The sequence below is a fragment of the Streptomyces monticola genome, assembly GCF_042665355.1.
Taxonomy (GTDB): domain Bacteria; phylum Actinomycetota; class Actinomycetes; order Streptomycetales; family Streptomycetaceae; genus Streptomyces; species Streptomyces monticola.
In genome coordinates, this window is record NZ_JBHTCF010000012.1 from 47,379 (window position 1) to 68,062 (window position 20,684).

20 protein-coding genes are annotated in these 20,684 nt (G+C 73.2%); 10 read left to right on the forward strand and 10 right to left on the reverse strand.

Annotated elements, in window-relative coordinates; genetic code table 11:
• The first annotated feature begins 8 nt into the window (after positions 1–8).
• From ACFQVC_RS25625 to ACFQVC_RS25635, 3 genes are read left to right on the forward strand one after another with little or no spacing between them, the layout of a single operon-like run.
• Entirely contained in the window at positions 9–773 is a 765-nt protein-coding gene (locus ACFQVC_RS25625) for a LamB/YcsF family protein (protein WP_381834816.1), read from the forward strand.
• Complete coding sequence (gene pxpB / locus ACFQVC_RS25630) at positions 770–1,480, forward strand: 5-oxoprolinase subunit PxpB (protein ID WP_381834818.1); 711 nt, start codon at positions 770–772, stop codon at positions 1,478–1,480. Before ACFQVC_RS25625 ends, pxpB begins: the two co-directional genes overlap by 4 nt.
• Positions 1,477–2,340, forward strand: coding sequence for a 5-oxoprolinase subunit C family protein (locus tag ACFQVC_RS25635; RefSeq protein ID WP_381834820.1), 864 nt, complete (start codon positions 1,477–1,479; stop codon positions 2,338–2,340). The genes pxpB and ACFQVC_RS25635 overlap by 4 nt, the downstream gene beginning before the upstream one ends.
• Positions 2,341–2,460: 120 nt before the next feature.
• Here the strand turns inward: ACFQVC_RS25635 and ACFQVC_RS25640 are convergent, their stop codons facing one another.
• The 5 genes from ACFQVC_RS25640 to ACFQVC_RS25660 form a co-directional block, all read right to left on the reverse strand.
• A complete protein-coding gene (locus tag ACFQVC_RS25640) occupies positions 2,461–3,312 on the reverse strand; it encodes an SGNH/GDSL hydrolase family protein (RefSeq protein ID WP_381834822.1) in 852 nt (283 codons plus the stop codon).
• Positions 3,309–4,544, reverse strand: a complete 1,236-nt coding sequence (locus ACFQVC_RS25645; RefSeq protein WP_381835195.1) for a glycosyltransferase — start codon at positions 4,542–4,544, stop codon at positions 3,309–3,311. Before ACFQVC_RS25645 ends, ACFQVC_RS25640 begins: the two co-directional genes overlap by 4 nt.
• 32 nt (positions 4,545–4,576) lie before the next feature.
• Positions 4,577–5,704, reverse strand: coding sequence for a glycosyltransferase family 4 protein (locus ACFQVC_RS25650; protein WP_381834824.1), 1,128 nt, complete (start codon positions 5,702–5,704; stop codon positions 4,577–4,579).
• Positions 5,705–5,836: 132 nt separating this feature from the next.
• Positions 5,837–7,258, reverse strand: coding sequence for a HEAT repeat domain-containing protein (locus tag ACFQVC_RS25655; RefSeq protein WP_381834826.1), 1,422 nt, complete (start codon positions 7,256–7,258; stop codon positions 5,837–5,839).
• A 263-nt stretch (positions 7,259–7,521) separates the two neighbouring features.
• Positions 7,522–7,914 (reverse strand): ankyrin repeat domain-containing protein, encoded by a 393-nt coding sequence (locus ACFQVC_RS25660; protein WP_381834828.1) that lies wholly within the window; start codon positions 7,912–7,914, stop codon positions 7,522–7,524.
• Positions 7,915–8,267: 353 nt separating this feature from the next.
• Between ACFQVC_RS25660 and ACFQVC_RS25665 the strand changes: the two genes are divergently transcribed.
• The gene (locus tag ACFQVC_RS25665) at positions 8,268–8,462 is read left to right on the forward strand and encodes a hypothetical protein (RefSeq protein WP_030360399.1); all 195 of its coding nucleotides are present in this window, start codon (positions 8,268–8,270) and stop codon (positions 8,460–8,462) included.
• Between the two features lie 40 nt (positions 8,463–8,502).
• A complete protein-coding gene (locus ACFQVC_RS25670) occupies positions 8,503–10,056 on the forward strand; it encodes an ATP-binding protein (protein WP_381834830.1) in 1,554 nt (517 codons plus the stop codon).
• Positions 10,057–10,271: 215 nt separating this feature from the next.
• Here the strand turns inward: ACFQVC_RS25670 and ACFQVC_RS25675 are convergent, their stop codons facing one another.
• On the reverse strand, positions 10,272–11,783 hold the full coding sequence (locus ACFQVC_RS25675; RefSeq protein ID WP_381834832.1) for an SCO1417 family PLP biosynthesis transcription factor: 1,512 nt from the start codon (positions 11,781–11,783) through the stop codon (positions 10,272–10,274).
• A 130-nt stretch (positions 11,784–11,913) separates the two neighbouring features.
• On the opposite strand from ACFQVC_RS25675, the gene yczE reads away from it, so the two are divergent.
• The 4 genes from yczE (at position 11,914) to ACFQVC_RS25695 (ending at position 15,400) form a co-directional block, all read left to right on the forward strand.
• A complete protein-coding gene (yczE, locus tag ACFQVC_RS25680; protein WP_381835197.1) occupies positions 11,914–12,585 on the forward strand; it encodes a membrane protein YczE in 672 nt (223 codons plus the stop codon).
• A gap of 8 nt (positions 12,586–12,593) precedes the next feature.
• Positions 12,594–13,358 (forward strand): glycerophosphodiester phosphodiesterase family protein, encoded by a 765-nt coding sequence (locus ACFQVC_RS25685; protein ID WP_381835199.1) that lies wholly within the window; start codon positions 12,594–12,596, stop codon positions 13,356–13,358.
• A gap of 56 nt (positions 13,359–13,414) precedes the next feature.
• Positions 13,415–14,767: an MFS transporter gene (locus ACFQVC_RS25690; protein WP_381834834.1), complete on the forward strand. Its 1,353-nt coding sequence runs from the start codon at positions 13,415–13,417 to the stop codon at positions 14,765–14,767.
• Positions 14,768–15,022: 255 nt separating this feature from the next.
• The gene (locus ACFQVC_RS25695; RefSeq protein ID WP_119288540.1) at positions 15,023–15,400 is read left to right on the forward strand and encodes an RNA polymerase-binding protein RbpA; all 378 of its coding nucleotides are present in this window, start codon (positions 15,023–15,025) and stop codon (positions 15,398–15,400) included.
• Between the two features lie 270 nt (positions 15,401–15,670).
• Here ACFQVC_RS25695 and fxsA read toward each other — a convergent pair whose 3' ends face one another.
• The 4 genes from fxsA to ACFQVC_RS25715 form a co-directional block, all read right to left on the reverse strand.
• Positions 15,671–16,252 carry an FxsA family membrane protein gene (gene fxsA, locus ACFQVC_RS25700; protein WP_381834836.1) on the reverse strand — a complete coding sequence of 194 codons (582 nt, stop codon included), beginning with the start codon at positions 16,250–16,252 and terminating at the stop codon, positions 15,671–15,673.
• Between the two features lie 46 nt (positions 16,253–16,298).
• Positions 16,299–17,078: a polyprenol monophosphomannose synthase gene (locus ACFQVC_RS25705; RefSeq protein WP_381834838.1), complete on the reverse strand. Its 780-nt coding sequence runs from the start codon at positions 17,076–17,078 to the stop codon at positions 16,299–16,301.
• A 508-nt stretch (positions 17,079–17,586) separates the two neighbouring features.
• Positions 17,587–19,236 (reverse strand): amidohydrolase, encoded by a 1,650-nt coding sequence (locus ACFQVC_RS25710; RefSeq protein WP_381834840.1) that lies wholly within the window; start codon positions 19,234–19,236, stop codon positions 17,587–17,589.
• A gap of 81 nt (positions 19,237–19,317) precedes the next feature.
• On the reverse strand, positions 19,318–19,758 hold the full coding sequence (locus tag ACFQVC_RS25715; protein ID WP_381834842.1) for an Lrp/AsnC family transcriptional regulator: 441 nt from the start codon (positions 19,756–19,758) through the stop codon (positions 19,318–19,320).
• A gap of 473 nt (positions 19,759–20,231) precedes the next feature.
• On the opposite strand from ACFQVC_RS25715, the gene ACFQVC_RS25720 reads away from it, so the two are divergent.
• Positions 20,232–20,654 (forward strand): hypothetical protein, encoded by a 423-nt coding sequence (locus ACFQVC_RS25720; protein ID WP_381834844.1) that lies wholly within the window; start codon positions 20,232–20,234, stop codon positions 20,652–20,654.
• The last annotated feature ends 30 nt before the right edge of the window (positions 20,655–20,684 follow it).

Here is a 20,684-nt window from a genome sequence, read left to right on the forward strand (position 1 = left end):
CGCACTACATGACCCCGGCTCTGATCGACCTGAACGCCGACCTCGGCGAGGGCTTCGGCCGCTGGCGCCTGACCGACGACGAACAGCTGCTCTCCGTCGTCACCAGTGCCAACGTGGCCTGCGGCTTCCACGCGGGGGACGCCGCGACGATGCGGCGGGTGTGCGAGCTCGCCGTGGAGCGCGGCGTACGCATCGGCGCCCAGGTGTCCTACCGGGACCTGGCGGGCTTCGGACGCCGCCCGATGGACGTGCCCGCCGACGAGCTCGCCGCCGAAGTCGCCTACCAGATCGGCGCCTTGGAGGTCTTCGCCCGGGCCGCGGGCGCCCGCGTGACGTACGTCAAACCGCACGGAGCGCTCTACAACCGGGTCGTGCACGACGAGGAGCAGGCCACGGCCGTGGTCGACGGCGTGCTGCTCGCGGGCGGCGGCCTGCCGCTGCTCGGCCTTCCCGGCGCCCGGGTCCTGGAGGTGGCGGACAAGGCGGGACTTCCCGTCGTGGCCGAGGCGTTCGCGGACCGCGCCTACACGGACGAGGGCACGCTGGTGCCACGCGCGCGTGCGGGCGCCGTCATCACCGCGCCCGACGCGGTCGTCGAGCGTTCACTGGGGCTGGCCACCCGGGGGGCCGTCACCTCCCTGTCGGGCCGAAGGGTCGGAGTGCGGGCCCGCTCTCTGTGCCTGCACGGGGACACACCCGGCGCGGTGGCGCTGGCCAGAGAGGTCCGCGGCCGCCTGGAGTCGGCGGGCGTCGAGGTACGGGCCTTCGCATGAGGGCACCCGCAACGTCCGCCGCGTCGCACCCGCGGATCCGGCCCGTGGGCGAGCACGCCCTTCTCGTGGAGCTGGACAGCGGCGCCGATGCCGAGGCCCTGCACGCCGCCCTCATCGAACGCCGCGCGGCGGGCACCCTGCCGCCCGTGCGCGAGATCGTGCCCGCCGCGCGCACGGTGCTCCTCGACGGCGTCGAAGACCCGCGGGCGCTGGCCGCGCAACTGGTCACCTGGGACATCCCGGCGGCGCCCCCGCGCGCGCAGGAAGTGGTCGAACTCCCCGTGCGCTACGACGGGCCCGATCTGGCGGAGGTCGCGGCACTGTGGGGCGTGGCCGCCGATGAGGTCGTACGCATCCACTCGACGACCGAATTCCGCGTCGCCTTCTGCGGGTTCGCACCCGGCTTCGGCTATCTGACGGGACTGCCGGAGCGGTACACGGTGCCGCGCAGGGCCACCCCGCGCACCTCGGTACCGGCCGGCGCCGTCGGTCTCGCGGGCCCGTACACCGGCGTCTACCCGCGGCCCTCACCGGGCGGCTGGCAGCTCATCGGAACGACGGACGCACCTCTGTGGGACCACGCGCGCGTACCGGCGGCTTTGCTGTCACCGGGTACCCGGGTGCACTTCGTGCCGGTCACGGGTGCGTCCGGGCCTGTCGGCGCCGCGGCGAAGCCTGTGTCCGTGCCCACGGCGGAGCACGCATGACGGACCGCGCCCTCGCCGTCGTCCGCTGCGGTGCCCTCACCACCGTGCAGGACCTCGGCCGCCCCGGCCACGCCCACCTGGGCGTCCCCCGCTCCGGTGCGCTCGACCAGCCGGCCGCCCTGCTCGCCAACCGCCTTGTCGGCAACGCCCCTTCGGCCGCCGTCCTGGAGACCACGCTCAACGGATGTGCGGTACGCCCGCGCCGCGCGGTGACGGTCGCGGTCACCGGCGCCCCCTGCCCTGTGACCGTCGACGGCGCGCCCGCGCCTTGGGGCGCGCCCGTGCGGGTCCCCGGCGGGGCGCTGCTCGCCATCGGCGCCGCGGACCAGGGCGTACGTTCCTACGTCGCGTTCGGCGGCGGCATCGGCGGGGAACCGGTGCTCGGCAGCCGCTCCACCGACCTGCTCTCCGGCCTGGGCCCCGCACCGCTCACCGACGGCACGGTGCTGCCTCTGGGCCCGGAAACCACCCCGCACACGCACGTGGACGTGGCCCCACAACCTGCCCCGCCCACCGCCCTCGTCCTCAGGGTGACCCCGGGCCCACGCACCGACTGGTTCACCCCTGCGGCCCTGAAAACCCTGACCACGCGCACGTACCGGGTCTCCGCCGCCGCCAACCGCATCGGCCTGCGCACCGAGGGCCCCCCGCTGGAACGCGCCGTCAAGGGCGAACTCCCCAGCGAGGGGATGGTCTTGGGCGCCGTCCAGGTCCCTCCGGACGGCCGCCCGGTCGTCTTCCTCGCCGACCACCCGACGACCGGCGGCTATCCGGTGGTGGCGGTGGTACGCGAGTCCGACGTATGGACGGCGGCACAGGCCGGACCGGGCACGCCGGTGCGGTTCATCGGCCGGCTGTGACGTGAGCGGGCGCGGCGCGGGGAGCCGCAGCGGCTGGTGCGCAGGGGGCGCTGGTGCGGGGCGGTCGTCCGCGCTCTGACTTGAGCGGGGCAGTCGTCCACCCCCTCACGCTCCCCCGCCTCACCCCGCATCCACAGCCACAGACGCCAGCGCCGCGGACACGGCCGCCGACGCCCGTACGTCGAGCCGCCACCGCGTGCCCCGCACTTCGTGCCGTACCTCGTCCGCCGCGAGGGCCATCAGCTGTGGCAGCAGATCCGTGCAGCGGCGCGCGACCCATCCCGTGCCCGCGGTCGCCAGCCAGCGAAGACTCGCGCTCCGGGTGGGCTCCGGCCGCTCGGGCACGCACGACGGCGGTGGCCCGAGCTCCCGGCCGGAGGCGGCGAGCCGGGCGTGGAAGCGCGCGGCGAGCATCCGGTGCCCGCGCTCCCCCGGGTGCAGCCGGTCCGCGCTCCACATCGCACGGTCGGCGATCCACTCGCCCACCGCCGCGTGCAGATGCACCACCTCATAGCGCTCGGAGAGTGCATGGACGACGGTGTTCACCGCCCGCTGGCGACGCCCGAGGGGGCGGGCCAGGGTGCCGGGCAGACCGAGCATCGCCCCCGGGTCCGGCAGGCAGGCGGTGAGCAGCAACGCGCCCTGTCCGGCGCACGCGGCGTACACCGCGTCGAGGCGGGCGGCGATGCCATGGATGTCGAAGGTGCAGCGCAGGGTGTCGTTGACGCCCACAAGGACGGCGACCACGTCGGGCCCGAACTCCAGCGCCTGCGGCAGCTGCCGCTCCAGGACGTCCCGGGTCTGGGCACCGCTGACGGCGAAGTTACGGAATTCGACGGGGACTTCGCCCGGCGCGAGCCCTTCGGCGAGCAGTGCGGCCCAGCCGCGCCAGCCGTCGCCGACGGGGTCTCCCACACCTTCGGTGAGCGAGTCGCCGAGCGCGGCGAACCGCACCCCGTGCTCCGGGCTCATGCCGCACCCCGCAGCGGCAGCTGGACAGGCGGCCCGGGCACATCGTGCGCGGCCAGAAACGCCCCTATGGCGCCGTCCCAGCCGAAACACTCCGCACGCGCGCGTGCGGCCTCCCTGCGGGCACCTTCGGGCCGCGCGAGCAACTCCCGTACCGCGTGGGCGAAATCCTCCGCTCCGTCCGCGGCGGCACCGGCGGGCCCCAGGATCTCCGGCAGCGCCGACGCCGCGCTGGCCACCACCGGAGTCCCGCAGGCCAGTGCCTCGAGTGCGGCGAGCCCGAAGGTCTCCGCGGGCCCGGGGGCGAGGCACACATCTGCGGTCGCCTGCAGCACGGCGAGTTCGGCGCGGTCCGTGAGATGCCCGAGGAACGTGACGGGCAGTCCGCGTGTGTGTGCCCGCTGGGCGAGCCGGTCGCGCAGGGGCCCGTCCCCGGCGACCACGAGCCGGGCCCGCACTCCGCGTGCCCGCAGCGCTTCAAGGGTGTCGAGGGCGACGCCGGGCCGCTTCTCCACGGACAGCCGCGAGCACAGCACAAGCAGCACCTCGTCCACGCGCGCGTGCCGCTCCCGCACCCCTTGGTCGCGCAGACCGGGACGGCAACGCTCCAAGTCGACGCCCAGTGGGGCCCGTACGACATTGCGCGCGCCGATGCGGACGAACTCCCGCTCGGCCCATTCGGTGGTGCACACCACGCGCGCGTAGGCATGGGCGGTACGGGAGTTGAGGACGTCGGCCGCGCGCCGCGCGGCGGCCCGTGGCAGCCCCCAGGCGCGAAGGACACCGTCGGCCGTCTCGTGGGAGACCATGACGGCCGGGATCCGGGCGCGGCGCGCCCACTCCCCGGTCCAGCGCAGTGTGGTGCGGTCGGAGACCTCGAGCCGGTCGGGCCCGAGCTGCTCCAGGAGGCGAGCGAGCCGGGCCCGGTCGGCGAGGATCCGGTAGCCGCCGGTGCCGGGCAGCACGGGCCCGGGCAGCGTGATGACCCGCCCCTGTGGTGTCTGCCGGTCGGAGGCCCGCTCGCCGGGCACGACGAGAACGGGTTCGTGGCCCGCCGCCAGATATCCGGCGCCCAACTCCCGCAGTGCGGTGCGCAGTCCGCCGGACGACGGGGTGACGAAGTTGGCGAGGCGCACGATCCGCAGACTCGTACCACCACCCCTCCGGCTCCCCGGACCACCCGGCGCACCGCTCGGCTGGGCGTCCCCCGTAGCGCTCCGCCGGGCGTTGCCCATACCGCTCCGCCGGGCGTTGCCCATACCGCCCCTCACGCCGCCACCGCCGCCCGCTCGGAGAGCACCTCGCTGTAGTGCTCGATCAGCTGGTCCCCCACGGCTTCCCAGGTGTGCCCCTCGACGGCCGCGCGCCCGGCGCTGCCGTACGCCGCGCGCAGCCGCGGATCGGCGCTGAGCGCCCAGACGGCGTCACGCACGGCGGGCGCGTCGCCCGGCGTCACGAGCAGCCCGGTGCGGCCGTGGCCGACGAGGTCGAGCGGCCCGCCGGCCGCGGGTGCCACCACGGGCACCCCGCTGGCCATGGCCTCCTGGACGGTCTGGCAGAAGGTCTCGTAGGGGCCGGTGTGCACGAAGACGTCCAACGAGGCGAAGATCCGGGCGAGTTCGTCGCCGGCGCGACGGCCGAGGAAGACGGCCCCGGGCAGCGCGGCGCGCAGCGCGGGCCCGCTCGGCCCGTCGCCGACGACGACCACGCGTACCCCCTCCAGGGCGCAGGCCCCGGCGAGGAGTTCGACCTGTTTCTCCGGGGCCAGACGGCCCACGTAGCCGACGATCAGCTCGCCGTTCGGCGCGAGTTCGCGGCGCAGGGCCTCATCCCTGCGCTCGGGCCTGAAGCGTTCGGTGTCCACACCGCGCGGCCACAGGCGCACCCGCGGCACCCGGTGTTCGGTCAGGTCGCGCAGGGCGGCCGTGGACGGGGCGAGGGTGCGGTCGGCGGCGGCGTGGACGCTCCTGATCCGCCGCCAGGCCGCGGCCTCACCGGCCCCGACGTAGGTCCGCGCATAGCCCGCGAGATCGGTCTGGTAGACGGCGACGGCGGGGATGCGCAGGCGCGCGGCGGCCGCCATACCGCGCACACCGAGCACGAACGGGCTGGCGAGATGGACGAGTTCGGCCCGGTACGCCGCGAGGGCCGCGGCCACTCGGCGGCTCGGCACGGCCACTCTGACCTGCGGATAGCCGGGCAGCGGCAGGGACCGGACACGGACGACCTGGCAGGGCGCCTCGGGCTCGGGCGCGGTGGCTCCCGGCGCGGTGGCGGGAGCGATGACGAGTGGCTCGTGACCGCGCCGCAGGAGGTGGCGGGCGGTCTGCAGGGCGCAGTGCGCCACACCGTTGACATCGGGCGGGAAGGATTCGGTGACGATGACGACACGCATACCCGTGTTGTCGTCGGCCGCGGCGTGGCCACGTCAACGTGGATCTTTCCGGCCGCGGAACGTCCCATGAGCGTTCCGGGCCCAGGGCGGGCCCGGCAGTCGTCGGCGGGTGGTCCGGTCCCTGAACGCGGCCTATACGGCGGGGGCGTCGGGGCCGATCCGGCTGCGTACGGCCGTCTGTACGTCGTCCTCTTCGGCCGGGTCGGCGGCGAGCCGGCGGAGCTGGTCGACCACGCGGGCGTCACCGGTCTCGGCGTGACGGGCGGCGACTTCGCGGGTGGACTCCTCGCAGTCCCAGAGGCATTCGACGGCGAAGCCCGCGGGAAAGGTCGAGTCGGTGGCGGCGAGGGCGCGTGCGGCCCGGCCGCGCAGATGGGACGAGGTGGTCTCGCGGTAGACGTGGCGCAGGACGGGGGCCGCGCAGCGGATGCCGAGGCGTCCGGCCCCGTCGACCAGGGTCCACAGGGTCGCCGCGTCGGGTCCTTCGCCGCGCACCGCCTCCCGCAGCGCCTCGAGGACGAGCTCGGCGTCCTGTGCGCCGCCCCTGCAGGCGAGGACACGGCCGGCGGCGGCGCCGAGTTCGTCGGGCCGCCGCACCCAGGCGCGGGCCCGCTCCACGGCGGCGTCGCCCCGCATCCGCTCGAAGGCGTCGACGGCGGCGTCCACGACGGTGCGCGAGCCGTCACCCACGGCGTCGGAGATCAGATCGAGTACGGCGGGGTCCTGAGCCCCGGCGAGATAGCGCAGGGCGGTACTGCGGGCCCCGTCGGTACCGGCGCGGGCGGCGAGGAGGATCTCGTCGCGGTCCTCGGGCCCGGCCACGGCGGACAGACAGCGGGCGGCCGGCACATGGAGTCCGGCGCCGCGTCCGATCGCCTCCTCGGCCCAGTCGAAGACGGCGCGCACGCTCCACCCGGGCTGCGGCCCCGGTGAGCGCAACTGGCGCTGCCACTGGTCGAAGGAGCCGCGCTCCTGTGCGGCACGCACGCGTGCCGCGAGTTCGGGGCGCGTCGCATCCTCGGCCCACAGCCGCCACGGCCGTGGCTCGAAGGCATCCCGTACGGCGGCGGCGAGTTCGCCCTCGCCCTCGGGGGTGCTCGGGAAGCGCGCGAGGACGGGTTCGGCCAGGGCGCGGAGCCCGGAGTCCTCGTCGCGCAGGGCGAGTTCGTCCAGGGCCCAGGCCCAGTTGCTGCCGAAGGCGGCGTAGCGGCGCAGGAGCGCGAGGGCGTCACCGCGGCCGTACGAGGCGAGGTGGCCGAGCACGGCGAGGGCGAGACCGGTGCGGGTCTCGTCGGTGTCGAGCACGTCACCGGCGCTGAAGAGGTGCCGCTCGATGTCGCCGAGGCCGCCGTGGAGGTCGAGATACAGGCGTGCGTAGTACAGGGAGCGGTTCTCCACCTGCCAGTCGTGGCGTGGGTCGCTCAGCACGCAGTGATTGATGGCCGCGAGGGCCTCCGCGCGGGGCGCTGTGAGCGCGTGCAGCGTGCCGTCGCCCCGGCCCCTCTGGAGCAGGCCGAGCAGCGTACCGCTGGGCGCTATGACCGTGTCGAACATGGAAAATGCCTCACATCAAGCTGTCGACGCAACAGGGGATCGTGCACTACCTGCCGGCGCAACAACACGTGCGGCTGCCCGTCGTCTCTTGCTTGCTGTAGACCATCTTCCTCTGCCTCTCGTCGGTGACCCGGAACGGGCCGTTCACGGCCCGCGTGCTGCAGCGTCTGCCCAGCAGTCGTGTCCGTGAATCACGACGTCATGATGGACCAGCGGCTTCGGCCACCGCGACCACATTTCCGGCTGCCCCCCGCGGCGCCCCGCTACTGGGCGCCGAACAGCTCCAGGAGCTCGGCCTTGCCGAACATCCGGGCCGTGTCGATGGCCGACGGCGTACCGGCGGCCGGGTCGGCGCCGCCGTCGAGCAGCGCCTTGATCACCTCGTCCTCGCCCTTGAAGACCGCCCCGGCCAGCGGGGTCTGCCCGCGGTCGTTGACCCGCCCGGCGTCGGCGCCGCGGGTGAGCAGCGCGCGCACCGCGTCCGCGTGCCCGTGGTAGGCGGCGAGCATCACGAGGGAGTCACCGCGGTCATTGGTGAGGTTCACCGGCACGCCCGCGTCGACATAGGCGGCGAGCGCCTCGGTCTCGCCCTGCCGCGCCAGATCGAAGATCTTCGTGGCGAGCTCCACGACCTCCGGATCGGGGGCTTCAGTCATGGGCAGGACCGCCTTTCGCTGCGAGTGATGGGTACTGGGGGTGCGGGGTGGGTCCGTTACGTACCGCCGACGGGTACGCGTCATACGTCACCTCGGGGGCCGCCGCCCCGTCGGCCGTATGAGTGAATCGCCAGCGTACTGCCCTCCTGAGTACATGAGCGCCGGTGGCAGAGGCAAAGATCACCTCGGGCCGGACGGTGCCCGCACCAGGGGCCCCGGGTGGCCCACCGGCATGCGGCCATTCTGGCGAAATTAGCGGAAATTCACTCGCTTGCACCTTTTGTCGTATGGATACATGCTGTGAGCCTGGAAGAACTCATGGTGACTGTCCCCACCAACCAGGAGAAACCATCATGATCCTGTCCATCTCAGGCGTCGTGCTGCTCGGAGTCATCGTCTTCCTCTTCTTCCGCAAGGACGGACTCAAGGCCTCTCACGCGCTGGTCTGCGCTCTCTTCGGCTTCTATCTCGCGGGCACCGCCATCGCCCCGAGCATCAAGGCCGGCGGTGCGAGCCTGGCCAGCCTCCTGGGCGGGATCAAGTTCTGACCCCCAGACCCCTGCGGAACAACAACTTCAGGAGACCGACGTGGCCAGGCGACCACTCCCCCGCATTCTGACCAGCGGCACTGCCTCCATCGCCAGGAGCAGAGAGCTGGCGAGGACGGCTGCCGACAGCGCCACTGACGTCCTCCATCCCCTGATCACCATCACTCGGGGACTGCGCCGCCTCGCTGCCGCCGGGCGGCGCAAATGGACCGAGACCCCCAAGGACCGGCGCGGCCCGGTGCTGTTCCTGGTGGCCTCCGTGGTTCTTGTCGTGGCCCTCATCCCGTACGGCCCGCTGCTCGCCCTGATCACCCTCATGGCGACCGCCGCCTGGAAGGGCCGTGACCGCACCCCGGTGCAGGCGGGGCCCGACGAGGCCCAGGTCCAGCGCCTCCAGTCGCTCTACGAGGCGCTCGTGCCGTACTTCTCCGTGGCCGAGGACCCCAGTCCGCTGTACTCCCACGGCGGCGACTGGGAGCAGGCCTTCGGCTCCTACGACTTCGACGACAACGGCCGGATCTCCCGCCTGGTGCTGCGCTACCCCGCCTACTTCACCGACGGCGAGGCGGCCTCCCGTGCCCGTATCGAGCAGCTGCTGCACGCCAAGTCGGGCCGCGGCCGCGAGTACCACTTCGACTGGGACGAGGAGGGCAACGAGCTCACCGTGACCGTCCTCGCCCCGCTGCCCACCGACATCGCGGCGCAGCGCTTCGTGACGTCGCCCGGCGAGACGGTCCTCGGCTTCACCGACGAGACGTCCGTGCAGCGCACCCTGCCGGTGGCGGACGGCGAGGAGCAGCGCGATGTGCCGCCCGTGGTCTGGCGTACCGGTATCCGCTCCACCGAGCCGCATCTGCTGATCGTCGGCCAGCCGGGCAGCGGCACCACCACACTGATGCGCTCGGTGGCCCTCCAGGCCCTGCAGCACGGCGACGTCCTCATCGTCGAGGGCAGCGGCACCGGCGAGTACGCGTGCCTGACCGGCCGCGCCGGTGTGCTCGCCGTCGAGTGCGGCCTCGCGGGCGCGCTCGCCACCCTGGAGTGGGCGGCCCATGAGACGGAGCGGCGCCTGATCGCCGCCAACCGCGCACGGCAGGCCGGGCAGCCCGCGCCCGAGGACAGCAAGCGGCCGCTGTGGATCCTGCTCGACCGGCCGAGCGCCCTCGGGCACCTGGCAGCGGTGGACGGCCGCAACGACCCGCAGGCACTGCTCCAAGTCCCGCTGCGCCATGGGCGTGCGGCCAATGTGACGGTGGTGGTGGCTGAGCAGTGGGACAGCCTGGACGCCCTGATCGATCCGGTACGCCAGCACACGCGCGCGCGTGTGGCGCTCGGCCCCGCGACCGCCGATCAGCTGGCCGAGGTGCTCGGCGCGGAGCCGCACACGACCACCACGCCCGACGTACCGCCGGGCCGCGGCTACGCACGGATGGGCACAGGCCCGGTGCACCGGCTGCAGGTACCGGCGACGCCCGACCCGTACGACGAGGCGACGAGCGAGACGCACCGGCAGGCCGTCCTCGACCTGCTCCCGGAACGCTCCGCCCCTGCGGACGCCGAACCGGAACCGGAGCCCGCGGTCGCCGAGGGCTGAGCCGGCGGTCACCGAGGAGGCCGAGCCGGGAGCCGAAGCACCGAAAGCCGCCCCCGCGCGGACGTGACTTTTCCCGAACCCCCACCGCGCGGGCCGGCCCCTCAAGACCGCCGCACCGCCGGGGCCCGGCCCTCCAGCAGCACCGCACCCCACACCGCGCGTGCGCCCCGTACACCGCGCGGGCGCCTGTTTTCAGGCCACGGGCCTTCGCGGCTTCAGGCCACGAACGTCCGCGAAGCCTCCGTCGCCCCCGTGCCCGCGCCGCCCGCGCCCGAGGCCACGAGCCGGGCGGCGGCCGCGAGGCGCACCGCCGCCTCCTCGGCCAGCGGCCCGCCGACCGTGAACGGCAGCCGCACATACCCCTCGAAGGCGCCGTCCACGCCGAACCGCGGCCCGGACGGAACCCTGACGCCGACCCGTTCCCCCACCTCGGCGAGACGCGATCCGGAGAGACCGCCGGCCCGCACCCACAGGGTCAGGCCGCCGCCGGGCACCTCGAACTCCCAGTCCGGCAGCTCCCGGCGCACGGCGGCCACCAGAGAGTCCCGGTTCTCGCGGGCCTGCACCCTGCGGATTCCGACGGCCTCCTCCCAACCCCCGGTGCTGAGCAGCCAGTTGACCGCGAGCTGCTCCAGAACGGGGGTGCCGAGGTCGGCGTACGCACGCGCCGAGACCAGACTGCGGATGACGTCGGGCGCGGCCCGCACCCAGCCGATCCGCATGCCGGCCCAGAAGGCCTTGCTGGCCGAACCCACGGTGATCACCGTGGCCCCGCCGGGGTCGAAGGCGCACATCGGGCGCGGCAGCCGAAGATCCTCGTCCAGCCACAGCTCCGACATCGTCTCGTCGGCGACCAGGACCGTCCCCGCGGAGCGGGCCGCGTCGACCATCTGCCGGCGCTGGTCCTCGTCGGGCAGGGCGCCGGTCGGGTTGTGGAAGTCGGCGACGACATAGGCGAGACGCGGTGCGGCGTCGCGCAGCACCTGGCGCCAGCGGTCCATGTCCCAGCCGGTCAGGCCCTCGGCCATCGCTACGGGTACGAGGCGGACGCCCGCCTCGCGCATCAGCTGCAGGATGTTCGCGTACGAGGGCGACTCGACGGCGATGCGCTCACCGCGCCCGGCGAAGAGATGACAGATCGCGTCGATGGCGCCCATCGCGCCGGTCGTCACCATGATCTGCTCGGGCATGGTCGGGATGCCGCGCTCGGTGTAGCGGTCGGCGAGCATCTGGCGCAGCGCGGGCAGGCCGGCAGGGTAGTCGCCGTGGGTGTGCGCGTACGGCGGCAGCTCCTCAAGGGCGCCCTGCACGGACCGGGTCAGCCAGGGCTCGGGCGCCGGCAGCGCCGCACAGCCGAGGTCGATCATGGAGCCGAGCGCCTCGGGCGGCAGCGGTTCCAGGCCCCGCGCGGGCAGCGGATTTCCGGCCGGCACAGCGGTCCAACTGCCCGCCCCCCTGCGGGATTCGAGGAACCCTTCGCTGCGCAGCGCCTCGTAGGCGGCGGCCACCGTGGTGCGGCTGACATTGAGGGAGAGGGCGAGCTCCCGCTCCGCGGGCAGCCGTGCGGCCACCGGGACCCGCCCTTCCAGGACCAGGAGGCGGATGCCGTCGGCTAGCGCCCGGTAGGCGGGCGGACGGCGACTGCCGGGCCCCGGTGGACGGTCCTGCTGGGAGGCGATCAGACGGGCGAGCTGAGCTGCGCCCACCGCCGAAGTCCACTGCGCCATCGCGACCAGTCCACCTTCCCCGAATTGGCCATGGTTGGCCCTGCCTGACAAGCCACAGAGTGTCACGAGTCAGGCCACCACCACCATCAGGGGCCGCCGAAAGGCCGGTCTCCCACCATCAAAGGGGACGATCTTGTCCGGATCCCGGACCTCGCGAGGCGCTCAACTGCCCCGCCGGGTAGTGCAGTTGTACGTCGGTCTCGCGCTGTACGGCGCGAGCTCCGCGCTGCTCGTACGCTCCGGGCTCGGTCTCGAACCCTGGAACGTGCTCCACCAGGGCCTGGCCGAGCGCACCGGCCTGACCATCGGGGTCGTCTCGATCTTCGTCGGGGCGGCCGTGCTCCTGGTGTGGATCCCGCTGAAGCAGCGCCCCGGGCTGGGCACCGTCTCCAATGTGTTCGTGGTGGGCCTCGCCATGGACGGCACCCTGGCGCTCGTGCCCGACGCCCACTCCCCGGCGGTACGGATCGCGCTGCTCGTCACCGGCATCGTGCTCAACGGCGCCGCCACCGGGCTCTACATCTCCGCGCGCTTCGGCCCCGGACCGCGCGACGGCCTCATGACGGGTCTGCACCAGGTGACCGGCCGCTCGATCCGGCTGATGCGCACCGCCGTCGAGGTCGCCGTGGTCGTGGCCGGTTTCGCCCTGGGCGGCACGGTCGGCGTCGGCACCGTCGCGTACGCCCTCGCCATCGGCCCCCTCGCCCAGATCTTCCTGCGCGTCTTCGACATTCCGGCGCCGGCCGGCGGCAGCACGGTGGTCGCCGGTGCGCCACGGAAGCGGGCGATACTGCGACGGTGAGCACCGGCATAGAGCAACCCCGCCACCCGTATCTCGACACGGCCGCGCCGATCGCCTTCGCCCACCGGGGCGGCGCCGCCGACGGCCTGGAGAACACGGCCTCGGCCTTCCGGCGCGCGCTGGACTGCGGCTACCGCTACCTGGAGACGGACGTCCACGCCACGGCCGACGGCAAGCTCGCCGCCTTCCACGACGCGACCCTCGACCGGGTCACCGACGCGGGCGGCAGGATCAGCGACCTCAAGTGGGCCGACGTGCGCCACGCGCGCGTGGCGGGCAGCGAACCCGTACCCCTCTTCGAGGAGCTGCTCGAAGAGTTCCCCGGGGCCCGCTGGAACGTCGACATCAAGGCCGAGCCGGCCCTGGTCCCGCTCGTGGAGCTGATCCGCCGCACCGGAGCCTGGGACCGGGTCTGTGTCGGCTCGTTCTCCGAGGCCCGGGTGGCCAGGGCACAGCAGCTCGCCGGGCCGCGCCTCGCGACCTCCCTCGGCACCCGCGGCGTCCTCGGCCTGCGCCTGCGCTCATACGGAATCCGGGCCGCCCTGCGCCGCTCCGCGGTCTGCGCCCAGGTGCCCGAGACCCAGTCGGGGGTGCGGGTGGTGGACCACCGCTTCGTGCGCACCGCGCACGCCCTCGGTCTCCAGGTGCACGTGTGGACCGTCAACGACCGCGAACGGATGGCGGCCCTCCTGGACCTCGGCGTCGATGGCATCATGACCGATCATCTCGGGACGCTGATCGACGTCCTGAAGGAGCGCGGCGCCTGGGAGTAGGGCACGACACGCCCGAGCGGCGCTCCACGGTCTACGGGGACGGCAAGGGGACTCGGGTGGGCGCGGACACCGTGCGGACGACGGCCACGGCCGCGGCACAGGAGCGGCGGCGCGAGCAGCGCGGCTGGTACTTCTACGACTGGGCGTGCTCGGTCTACTCGACGAGCGTGCTCACCGTGTTCCTGGGCCCGTATCTGACCTCGGTCGCCAAGTCGGCGGCGGGCCCCGACGGCTTCGTGCACCCCCTGGGCATCCCGGTCCGGGCCGGCTCGTTCTTCGCGTACTCCGTCTCGCTGTCGATCATCGTGGCGATCCTGGTGATGCCCCTGGCGGGTGCGGCCGCCGACCGCAGCGGCCGCAAGAAGCCGCTGCTCGCGACCGCCGCCTATGTGGGCGCGGGCGCGACGGCCGGCATGTTCTTCCTGGACGGCGACCGCTATCTCCTCGGCGGCCTCCTCCTGGTGGTCGCCAACGCCTCGCTCGCCGTCTCGATGGCGCTCTACAACGCCTATCTGCCGCAGATCTCCGAGCCCGACGAGCGCGACGCGGTCTCCTCGCGCGGCTGGGCCTTCGGATACGCCTCGGGCGCCCTGGTCCTCGTCCTGAACCTCGTCCTCTACAGCGCGCACGACTCCTTCGGCCTCTCCGAGGCGATGGCCGTACGCATCTGTCTGGCCTCGGCGGGGCTGTGGTGGGGCGCCTTCACGCTGGTGCCGCTGCGCCGCCTTCGCGACCGCCGGGCGCCCGCCGATGACGGCGCCCGGGCCCTGGGCGGCTGGCGCCAGCTCCTCGCGACGCTGCGCGACATGCGCCGCCACCCGCTCACCCTCGCCTTCCTGCTCGCGTATCTCGTCTACAACGACGGCGTGCAGACGGTGATCTCACAGGCATCGGTGTACGGCTCCGAGGAACTCGGACTCGACCAGACGACACTGATCGTGGCCGTGCTCCTGGTCCAGCTGCTCGCTGTGGCCGGCGCGCTCGGCATGGGCCGTCTGGCGCGGGTGTACGGGGCCAAGAGAACGATTCTCGGTTCACTCGTGGCCTGGACTCTGACGATCGGAGCCGGATACTTCCTGCCCGCGGGTGCACCCGTCTGGTTCTTCGTCCTCGCCGTCGGCATCGGCCTGGTACTCGGCGGCACGCAGGCACTGTCCCGCTCGCTGTTCTCGCACCTGGTCCCGCGCGGCAAGGAGGCCGAGTACTTCTCCGCATACGAGGTCAGCGACCGGGGCATGAGCTGGCTGGGGCCCCTGGTGTTCGGCCTCACCTACCAGCTGACGGGCAGCTACCGGGACGCGATCATCTCCCTGGTGGCCTTCTTCGTCCTCGGTTTCGCGCTGCTCGCGCGGGTGCCGGTACGCCGCGCCGTACGCGCCGCGGGCAATCCCGTGCCGGACCGGATTTAGCCCCAGGGGCCAAAGGCCGGTAGTGTACGCCTTTGGCCTGCCAGGCGGACCGTTCCTGCGTGCTAAAGAACGAACAACGCTGGGTGACATCTCCTGTCAGATGTGACAAAGCGGGCGCCGGTGGGTACAACAAGGGGCGGCTACGACGGCGACGCATGACCCAGAACGGGAATCTTTACCGCCGACCGGACGTTGACCGGATGACGACGACAGCGACACCTGTCCTGTGGGCGACAAGCCCGGGAGGCACGATTCATGAGTGAGCGAGCTCTTCGCGGCACGCGCCTCGTGGTGACCAGCTACGAGACCGACCGCGGCATCGACCTGGCCCCACGCCAGGCCGTGGAGTACGCATGCCAGAACGGACATCGATTTGAGATGCCGTTCTCGGTAGAGGCGGAAATTCCGCCGGAGTGGGAGTGCAAGGTCTGCGGGGCCCAAGCACTTCTGGTGGACGGCGACGGGCCCGAAGAGAAGAAGGGCAAGCCCGCGCGTACGCACTGGGACATGCTCATGGAGCGGCGCACCCGCGAGGAGCTGGAGGAAGTCCTGGCCGAACGCCTGGCCGTCCTGCGCTCCGGTGCCATGAACATTGCCGTGCATCCGCGCGACAGCAGCCGCAAGTCCGCGTAACTCCGCGTATTCAACGGCGAACTACTGCAAGAGCCGTGGGGCGGCAGCACAGAGTTGTGCTGCCGCCCCACGGCTCTTCGTCATGCCCGCCGCGGGCCCGCCGCGGGTCGGTGACATCTGCCCGCCGTACGGGGGCGGCGGCATCCACGAAATCCCTCTCCTCCTACCCCTCGCCCTCTCCCCCGGCCCCGGCAGTCCCCCGTGACAGCAAGAAGGCACCCAGGGCGCCGCTCAGCGGCCTGGGCGCCTTCGGTCGTCCGTGGGGAGCCCTCAGCCGGTGATCGGCGGCCAGGGGCCGTCCTCGCGCCGCTCGTCGGGCCGCGGAGGCATGTCCTCCCTGATGACCTCGCCCTGCACGACCTTGCCGTCGGGGCGGTGGATACGGGCCTGCTGGAAGGCGTTCTCGAAGGTGCCGGGCCCGGCCTCGCGCACCCGGCGCTCGAAGGACTTCTCGGCGCTGCGGCTGACGGCGTTGCGCACGGGCGGCAGCAGACACAGCAACCCGAGGAAGTCGGAGATCAGGCCGGGCATCATCAGGAGCAGGCCGCCCAGCATCGTCAGCGCGTTCCCACCGCTGCGCTCGCTCCGCTCGGGCATCACGCCCTGCTGTGCCTGCTGCAGCTGCTCGCTCAGGCCCTGGAAGGCGCGGCGGCCCGCGCGCTTGATGACGACGGCGCCGAGCACGACGCCGGCCACCAGAAGCAGAAAGACGGTGAGCCCGCCCGCGGCCTTCGCGACCACGGTGAGCAGCCAGATCTCAAGGACCAGCCACGCGGCGATGCCGAGGGGCAGAAACCTGCGCAGCCGCGAGCGGCGGGCCGGACGGAGGGGCGGAGGAGAGCCGGTCGTCATACCCCCAGTGTGCCGAACACCGTGTGGGGGCCGCATAAGAGGGCCGTCAGGACCGCTTGCGGCCGAGCACCTTCCCGGCCGCCTTGCCCGCCCGCTCGCCCACACCCCAGGCCGTGACCCGCCACAGCGCCTCGACGAGGATGTCCCGGCTCATCTTGGAGTCGCCGAGTTCGCGCTCCACGAAAGTGATGGGCACCTCGACGACATGGAATCCGGCCTTCACGGCACGGCGCGCGAGGTCGACCTGGAAGCAGTAGCCCTGCGAGGCGACCTCGTCGAGGCCGAGTCCCTCCAGGGTCTCCGCGCGGAAGGCGCGGAAGCCGCCGGTGACATCGCGGATCGGTACATCGAGCAGCAGGCGCGAGTACATGCTGCCGCCGCGGGAGATCATCTCGCGCGACTTGGGCCAGTTGACGACCCGTCCGCCCGGCACCCAGCGCGAACCGAGCACCAGATCCGCGCCCTTGAGGGCGGTCAGAAGACGGGGCAGCTCCTCCGGCTTGTGCGAGCCGTCGGCGTCCATCTCGACCAGGACGCCGTAGCCGTGCTCGATGCCCCAGCGGAAACCGGCGAGGTAGGCGGCGCCCAGGCCCTCTTTGCCCTTGCGGTGCAGGACTTGGACGTGGTCGTCCTCCGCGGCCAGTTCGTCGGCGAGCTTTCCGGTGCCGTCGGGGCTGTTGTCGTCGGCGACCAGGATGTGTGCATCGGGCACGGCGGCCCGTACCCGGCCCACGATCGGCTTGATGTTCTCGGCCTCGTTGAACGTCGGGATGATCACCAACGCTGTGCCGAGCGGGCCGTACTGCCGCTGACCGCCGTCCTTCACTGCTGCCCCTTAAGTCCGTACGCAGATGCTCCACCATAGTGCGCGCACCGTCACGAGCTGCAGGTGCAGGGGCGGGTGTCGTCGGAGACAGGCGGGAGGGGAACTACGGATCGGGGCCCGGCGCCCTTCGGGCCGACCTGGGACCCGCTGGCTGCGGGTCGACCGAAAGCCGTTGTCTACTGAGCGTCCGGGCCCCACCCGGGTCACACCTGCCGACCGGGCGGGACCTGCCATCGCCCCCGAGGCGCGGGCACTGGACCTGGCTCCCAGTGGCGGTGAACCGGTGCGGCACACCACCCCATGGCCCAGTGGCGTTCGACGACTGCGCGGCGGTTTCCCGGTCGGACGTCCTGTGGTGGACCCGGCCGAACCTACCCGTCCCGGTCCGCCGTCTGTCAACAGTCGTTTGACCTGCGGCGTTTCCCCAAATCGCCAGTTCAGCGCGGAGGATACGCAGGTCGTGCGACCGCGCCTCGCGCTTCGAACGGCGTCGCGGCACTCCGGGACATCACCCGCCCGGCCGTACGAACACCTCCTGACCCGCCACCACGGTCCGCAGACAGACCGGGAGTTCGGCGCCGGGCGTCAGGTCGGGAAGGCCGGGGGTGCCGGAGCGCGGGTCGGTGGACCAGCGGGCCACGCGGTCGTCGGGCGCCTGCACCACGAGGTCGTCGGCGCGCCATACGGCGTAGTCCGCCGGGGCGCCCGGTACGAGCACACCGGCGTCGTCGCGGCCGACGGCCCGCCAGCCGCCGCGCGTGTGGGCGGTGAACGCGGCGCGCACCGACACCCGGTGCTCGGGCGTGCGGTGGAAGGCGGCCGCCCGCACGGTCCCCCACGGGTCGAGCGGGGTGACCGGGCTGTCGGAGCCGAAGGCCAGGGGCACACCTGAACGGAGCAGCGCGGCATAGGGGTTGAGGGTGCGGGCCCGCTCGGCGCCGAGGCGGTCCGCGTACATGCCGTCCTCGCCGCCCCACAGCGCGTCGAAGGCGGGCTGCACGGAGGCGGTGAGGCCGAGTTCGGCGAAGGCGGCGATGGTCTCGGGGGTCAGCATCTCGGCGTGCTCGACGCGGTGGCGGGCGGCGCGGACCCGGTCGAGGCCGGTCTTCTCCGCGGCGGCGCGGATGCCCTCGACGACCGCGGTGACGGCCGCGTCGCCGATGGCGTGGAAGCCGGCCTGGAGGCCGGCTTCCGTGCATGCCGTGACGTGCGCGGCCACGGCGGCCGCGTCGAGGTAGGCGGTGCCGGAGTGCGGGGCGTCGGCGTACGGCTCGTGCAGGCAGGCGGTGTGCGAGCCGAGGGCGCCGTCGACGAAGAGGTCGCCCGCGGCGCCGGCCGCGCCGAGGGCGCGGACGCGGTCGGCGTCCGCGGCCGATGACACCTGCTCCGCCCAGTAGCCGAAGACGCGCGGGCCCGGCTCCTCGGCGGCCAGGGCGAGCAGGCCGGTGAGGTCGTCCTCGGAGGAGATCTCGGGGCCCGCGCACTCGTGCACGGAGCCGATGCCGAGAGAGGCGGCGTGGCGCAGGGCGGCGCGCTGGGCGGTGGTGCGCTGGGCGGCACCGACCGCGCCCTGGGCGGCGGCGCGCACGGCGTGGTGGGCGTCCTTGGTGAGGGGGGCGTCGCCGTCGTAGCCGGGGAGTGCGGTGATGCCGGGTACGAGGTCGAGCAGCGCGGTGGTGACGACGGCGGAGTGGACGTCGATCCGGGTGAGGTACAGCGGGCGGCCGCCGGTGGCCTCGTCCAGCTCCGCGCGGGACGGCGGGCGGCGCTCGGCCCAGCGGGCGGCGTCCCAGCCGTGTCCGATGAGGACCCGGTCGCCGGGGTGGGCGGCGGCGTGGGCGCGGACGAGAGCGAGGGCGTCGGCGAGGCCACGGGCGCCGGTCAGGTCGAGCCCGGAAAGGGCGAGGCCGGTCGCGGTGGTGTGCACGTGGGCGTCGGTGAACGCCGGGGTGACGAGGGCCCCTTCGAGGTCCACCACCTCTTCGACGCCGCTCGCGAAGGCGTCGGCGGCGCCCTCGGAGCCGACCCAGGCGATATGGCCGCGCTCGACGACCATCGCGGTGGCGAAGGGGTCGGCGGGGCTGTGGATGTCGCCGCCGCGAAGGAGGACGGTGCTGTGGCCGCCCTCGGCGGCCGAGGTGGTGGTGCGCTCGCTCATGGGGACCAGTCTCGCGCCTGCGGCCCTGTGCTCCGCGCGTGGGGTCGCGGGCCGCCGCCGACGCGAGGGACCCGGCCGTGGTCAGACTCGGGGCGGCCGTGCCTCGTACGGCGTGGAGAGCACCACTGTCGTGCGGGTGGAGACGCCGGCGAGGGAGCGCAGGCGGCTGAGCAGGTCCTCGAGTTCGAGCGGGGTGGCGACACGGACCTTGAGGATGTAGTTCTCGTCGCCGGCGACGCTGTGACAGGCCTCGATCTCCGGGACCCCGGCCAGGCGTTCGGCGATGTCGTCGGGGGCGCTCGGGTCGAACGGCTTCACCGAGATGAACGCCGTGAGCGGAAGGCCCACCGCTTCGGGGTCGACCACGGCCGCGTAGCCACGGATGACACCGCGCTGCTCGAGCCGGCGCACCCGCTGGTGCACGGCTGACGTGGACAGGCCCGTGGCCTTGCCCAGGTCGGTGTAGCTCATCCGCCCGTCCTTGACGAGCAGCTGCACGATCTGACGGTCGAGCTCCTCCATGGCGTCGAACCTACAGGGCCGTGATCCCCCGTGACACCCGGGCGGCTGCCGGACGAAGGTCCCCGACCGGTCCCGGCAGTCCGGGGCCGAACGGCCGTACCCGCGCGTCCGGCACGAACGGACGATGGTGGAGTCGGTGGTTCCGGCGACGGGACCTGAGCGGGCCGGGGACGGCCGGGCGTGGGAAGTGAACGACCTATGGAGCGTGTGGCGCTCATCGCGATGCTCACCCTCTTCGGGGCATGCGTTGTCTTCATCGGGTTCTGTGCCGAGCAGTACGCGGCCGTGGCGGGCGGTCTCTGACGGTTGCCGGCTGCGTGTGGGGAGCGGCATCTGCGGCGGGCATGTGACCAACGCCACAGGTTTGCGGCCGGGTCCGGCGGTTGAGCGCGATTACCCGCGGGACGAGGCGGGAAATGCTTGCTTTGGCCGAGGCCGCAGCGCCCGGCCGGCCCATCAAGGGGGAGAGTCCCATGCAGAGTGTGAAGCGCCCTGGCCGCACCGCCCGGAACCGTCAGCAGCAGGCTGCCGAGAACACCGCGCCCGCTCCGGAGGGCGTCGAACCCGGCTTCGTGGACGACGAGTCGGACGCGTACGACACCTTCGAGATGTACCGGGTGATCTGCCCGGACTGCGCTCAGCCCATCGCGCTTCTGGCCGATGAGGACGTCCTGCCCGAGCACGCCCTGTGCCCGACTCCCTGGAACCCGTTCGGACTTCAGGTCTGCTCGGGGACCGGTCGCGAGGCGGCCGACGCCCGTCCCGCCGACGACAGCCTGGAGGCCCAGGAGCAGGACACCGCCCTGCTCCTGACGCTCCCTCAGGGGCTCGACTGGCGCACACAGCCCTTCTCGCACGTGGGCGGGCCGGGCTCGCGGCCCATGAAGGCCGCGTAGCCGTACCGCGCCGCCCGCGCGCCGACAGTC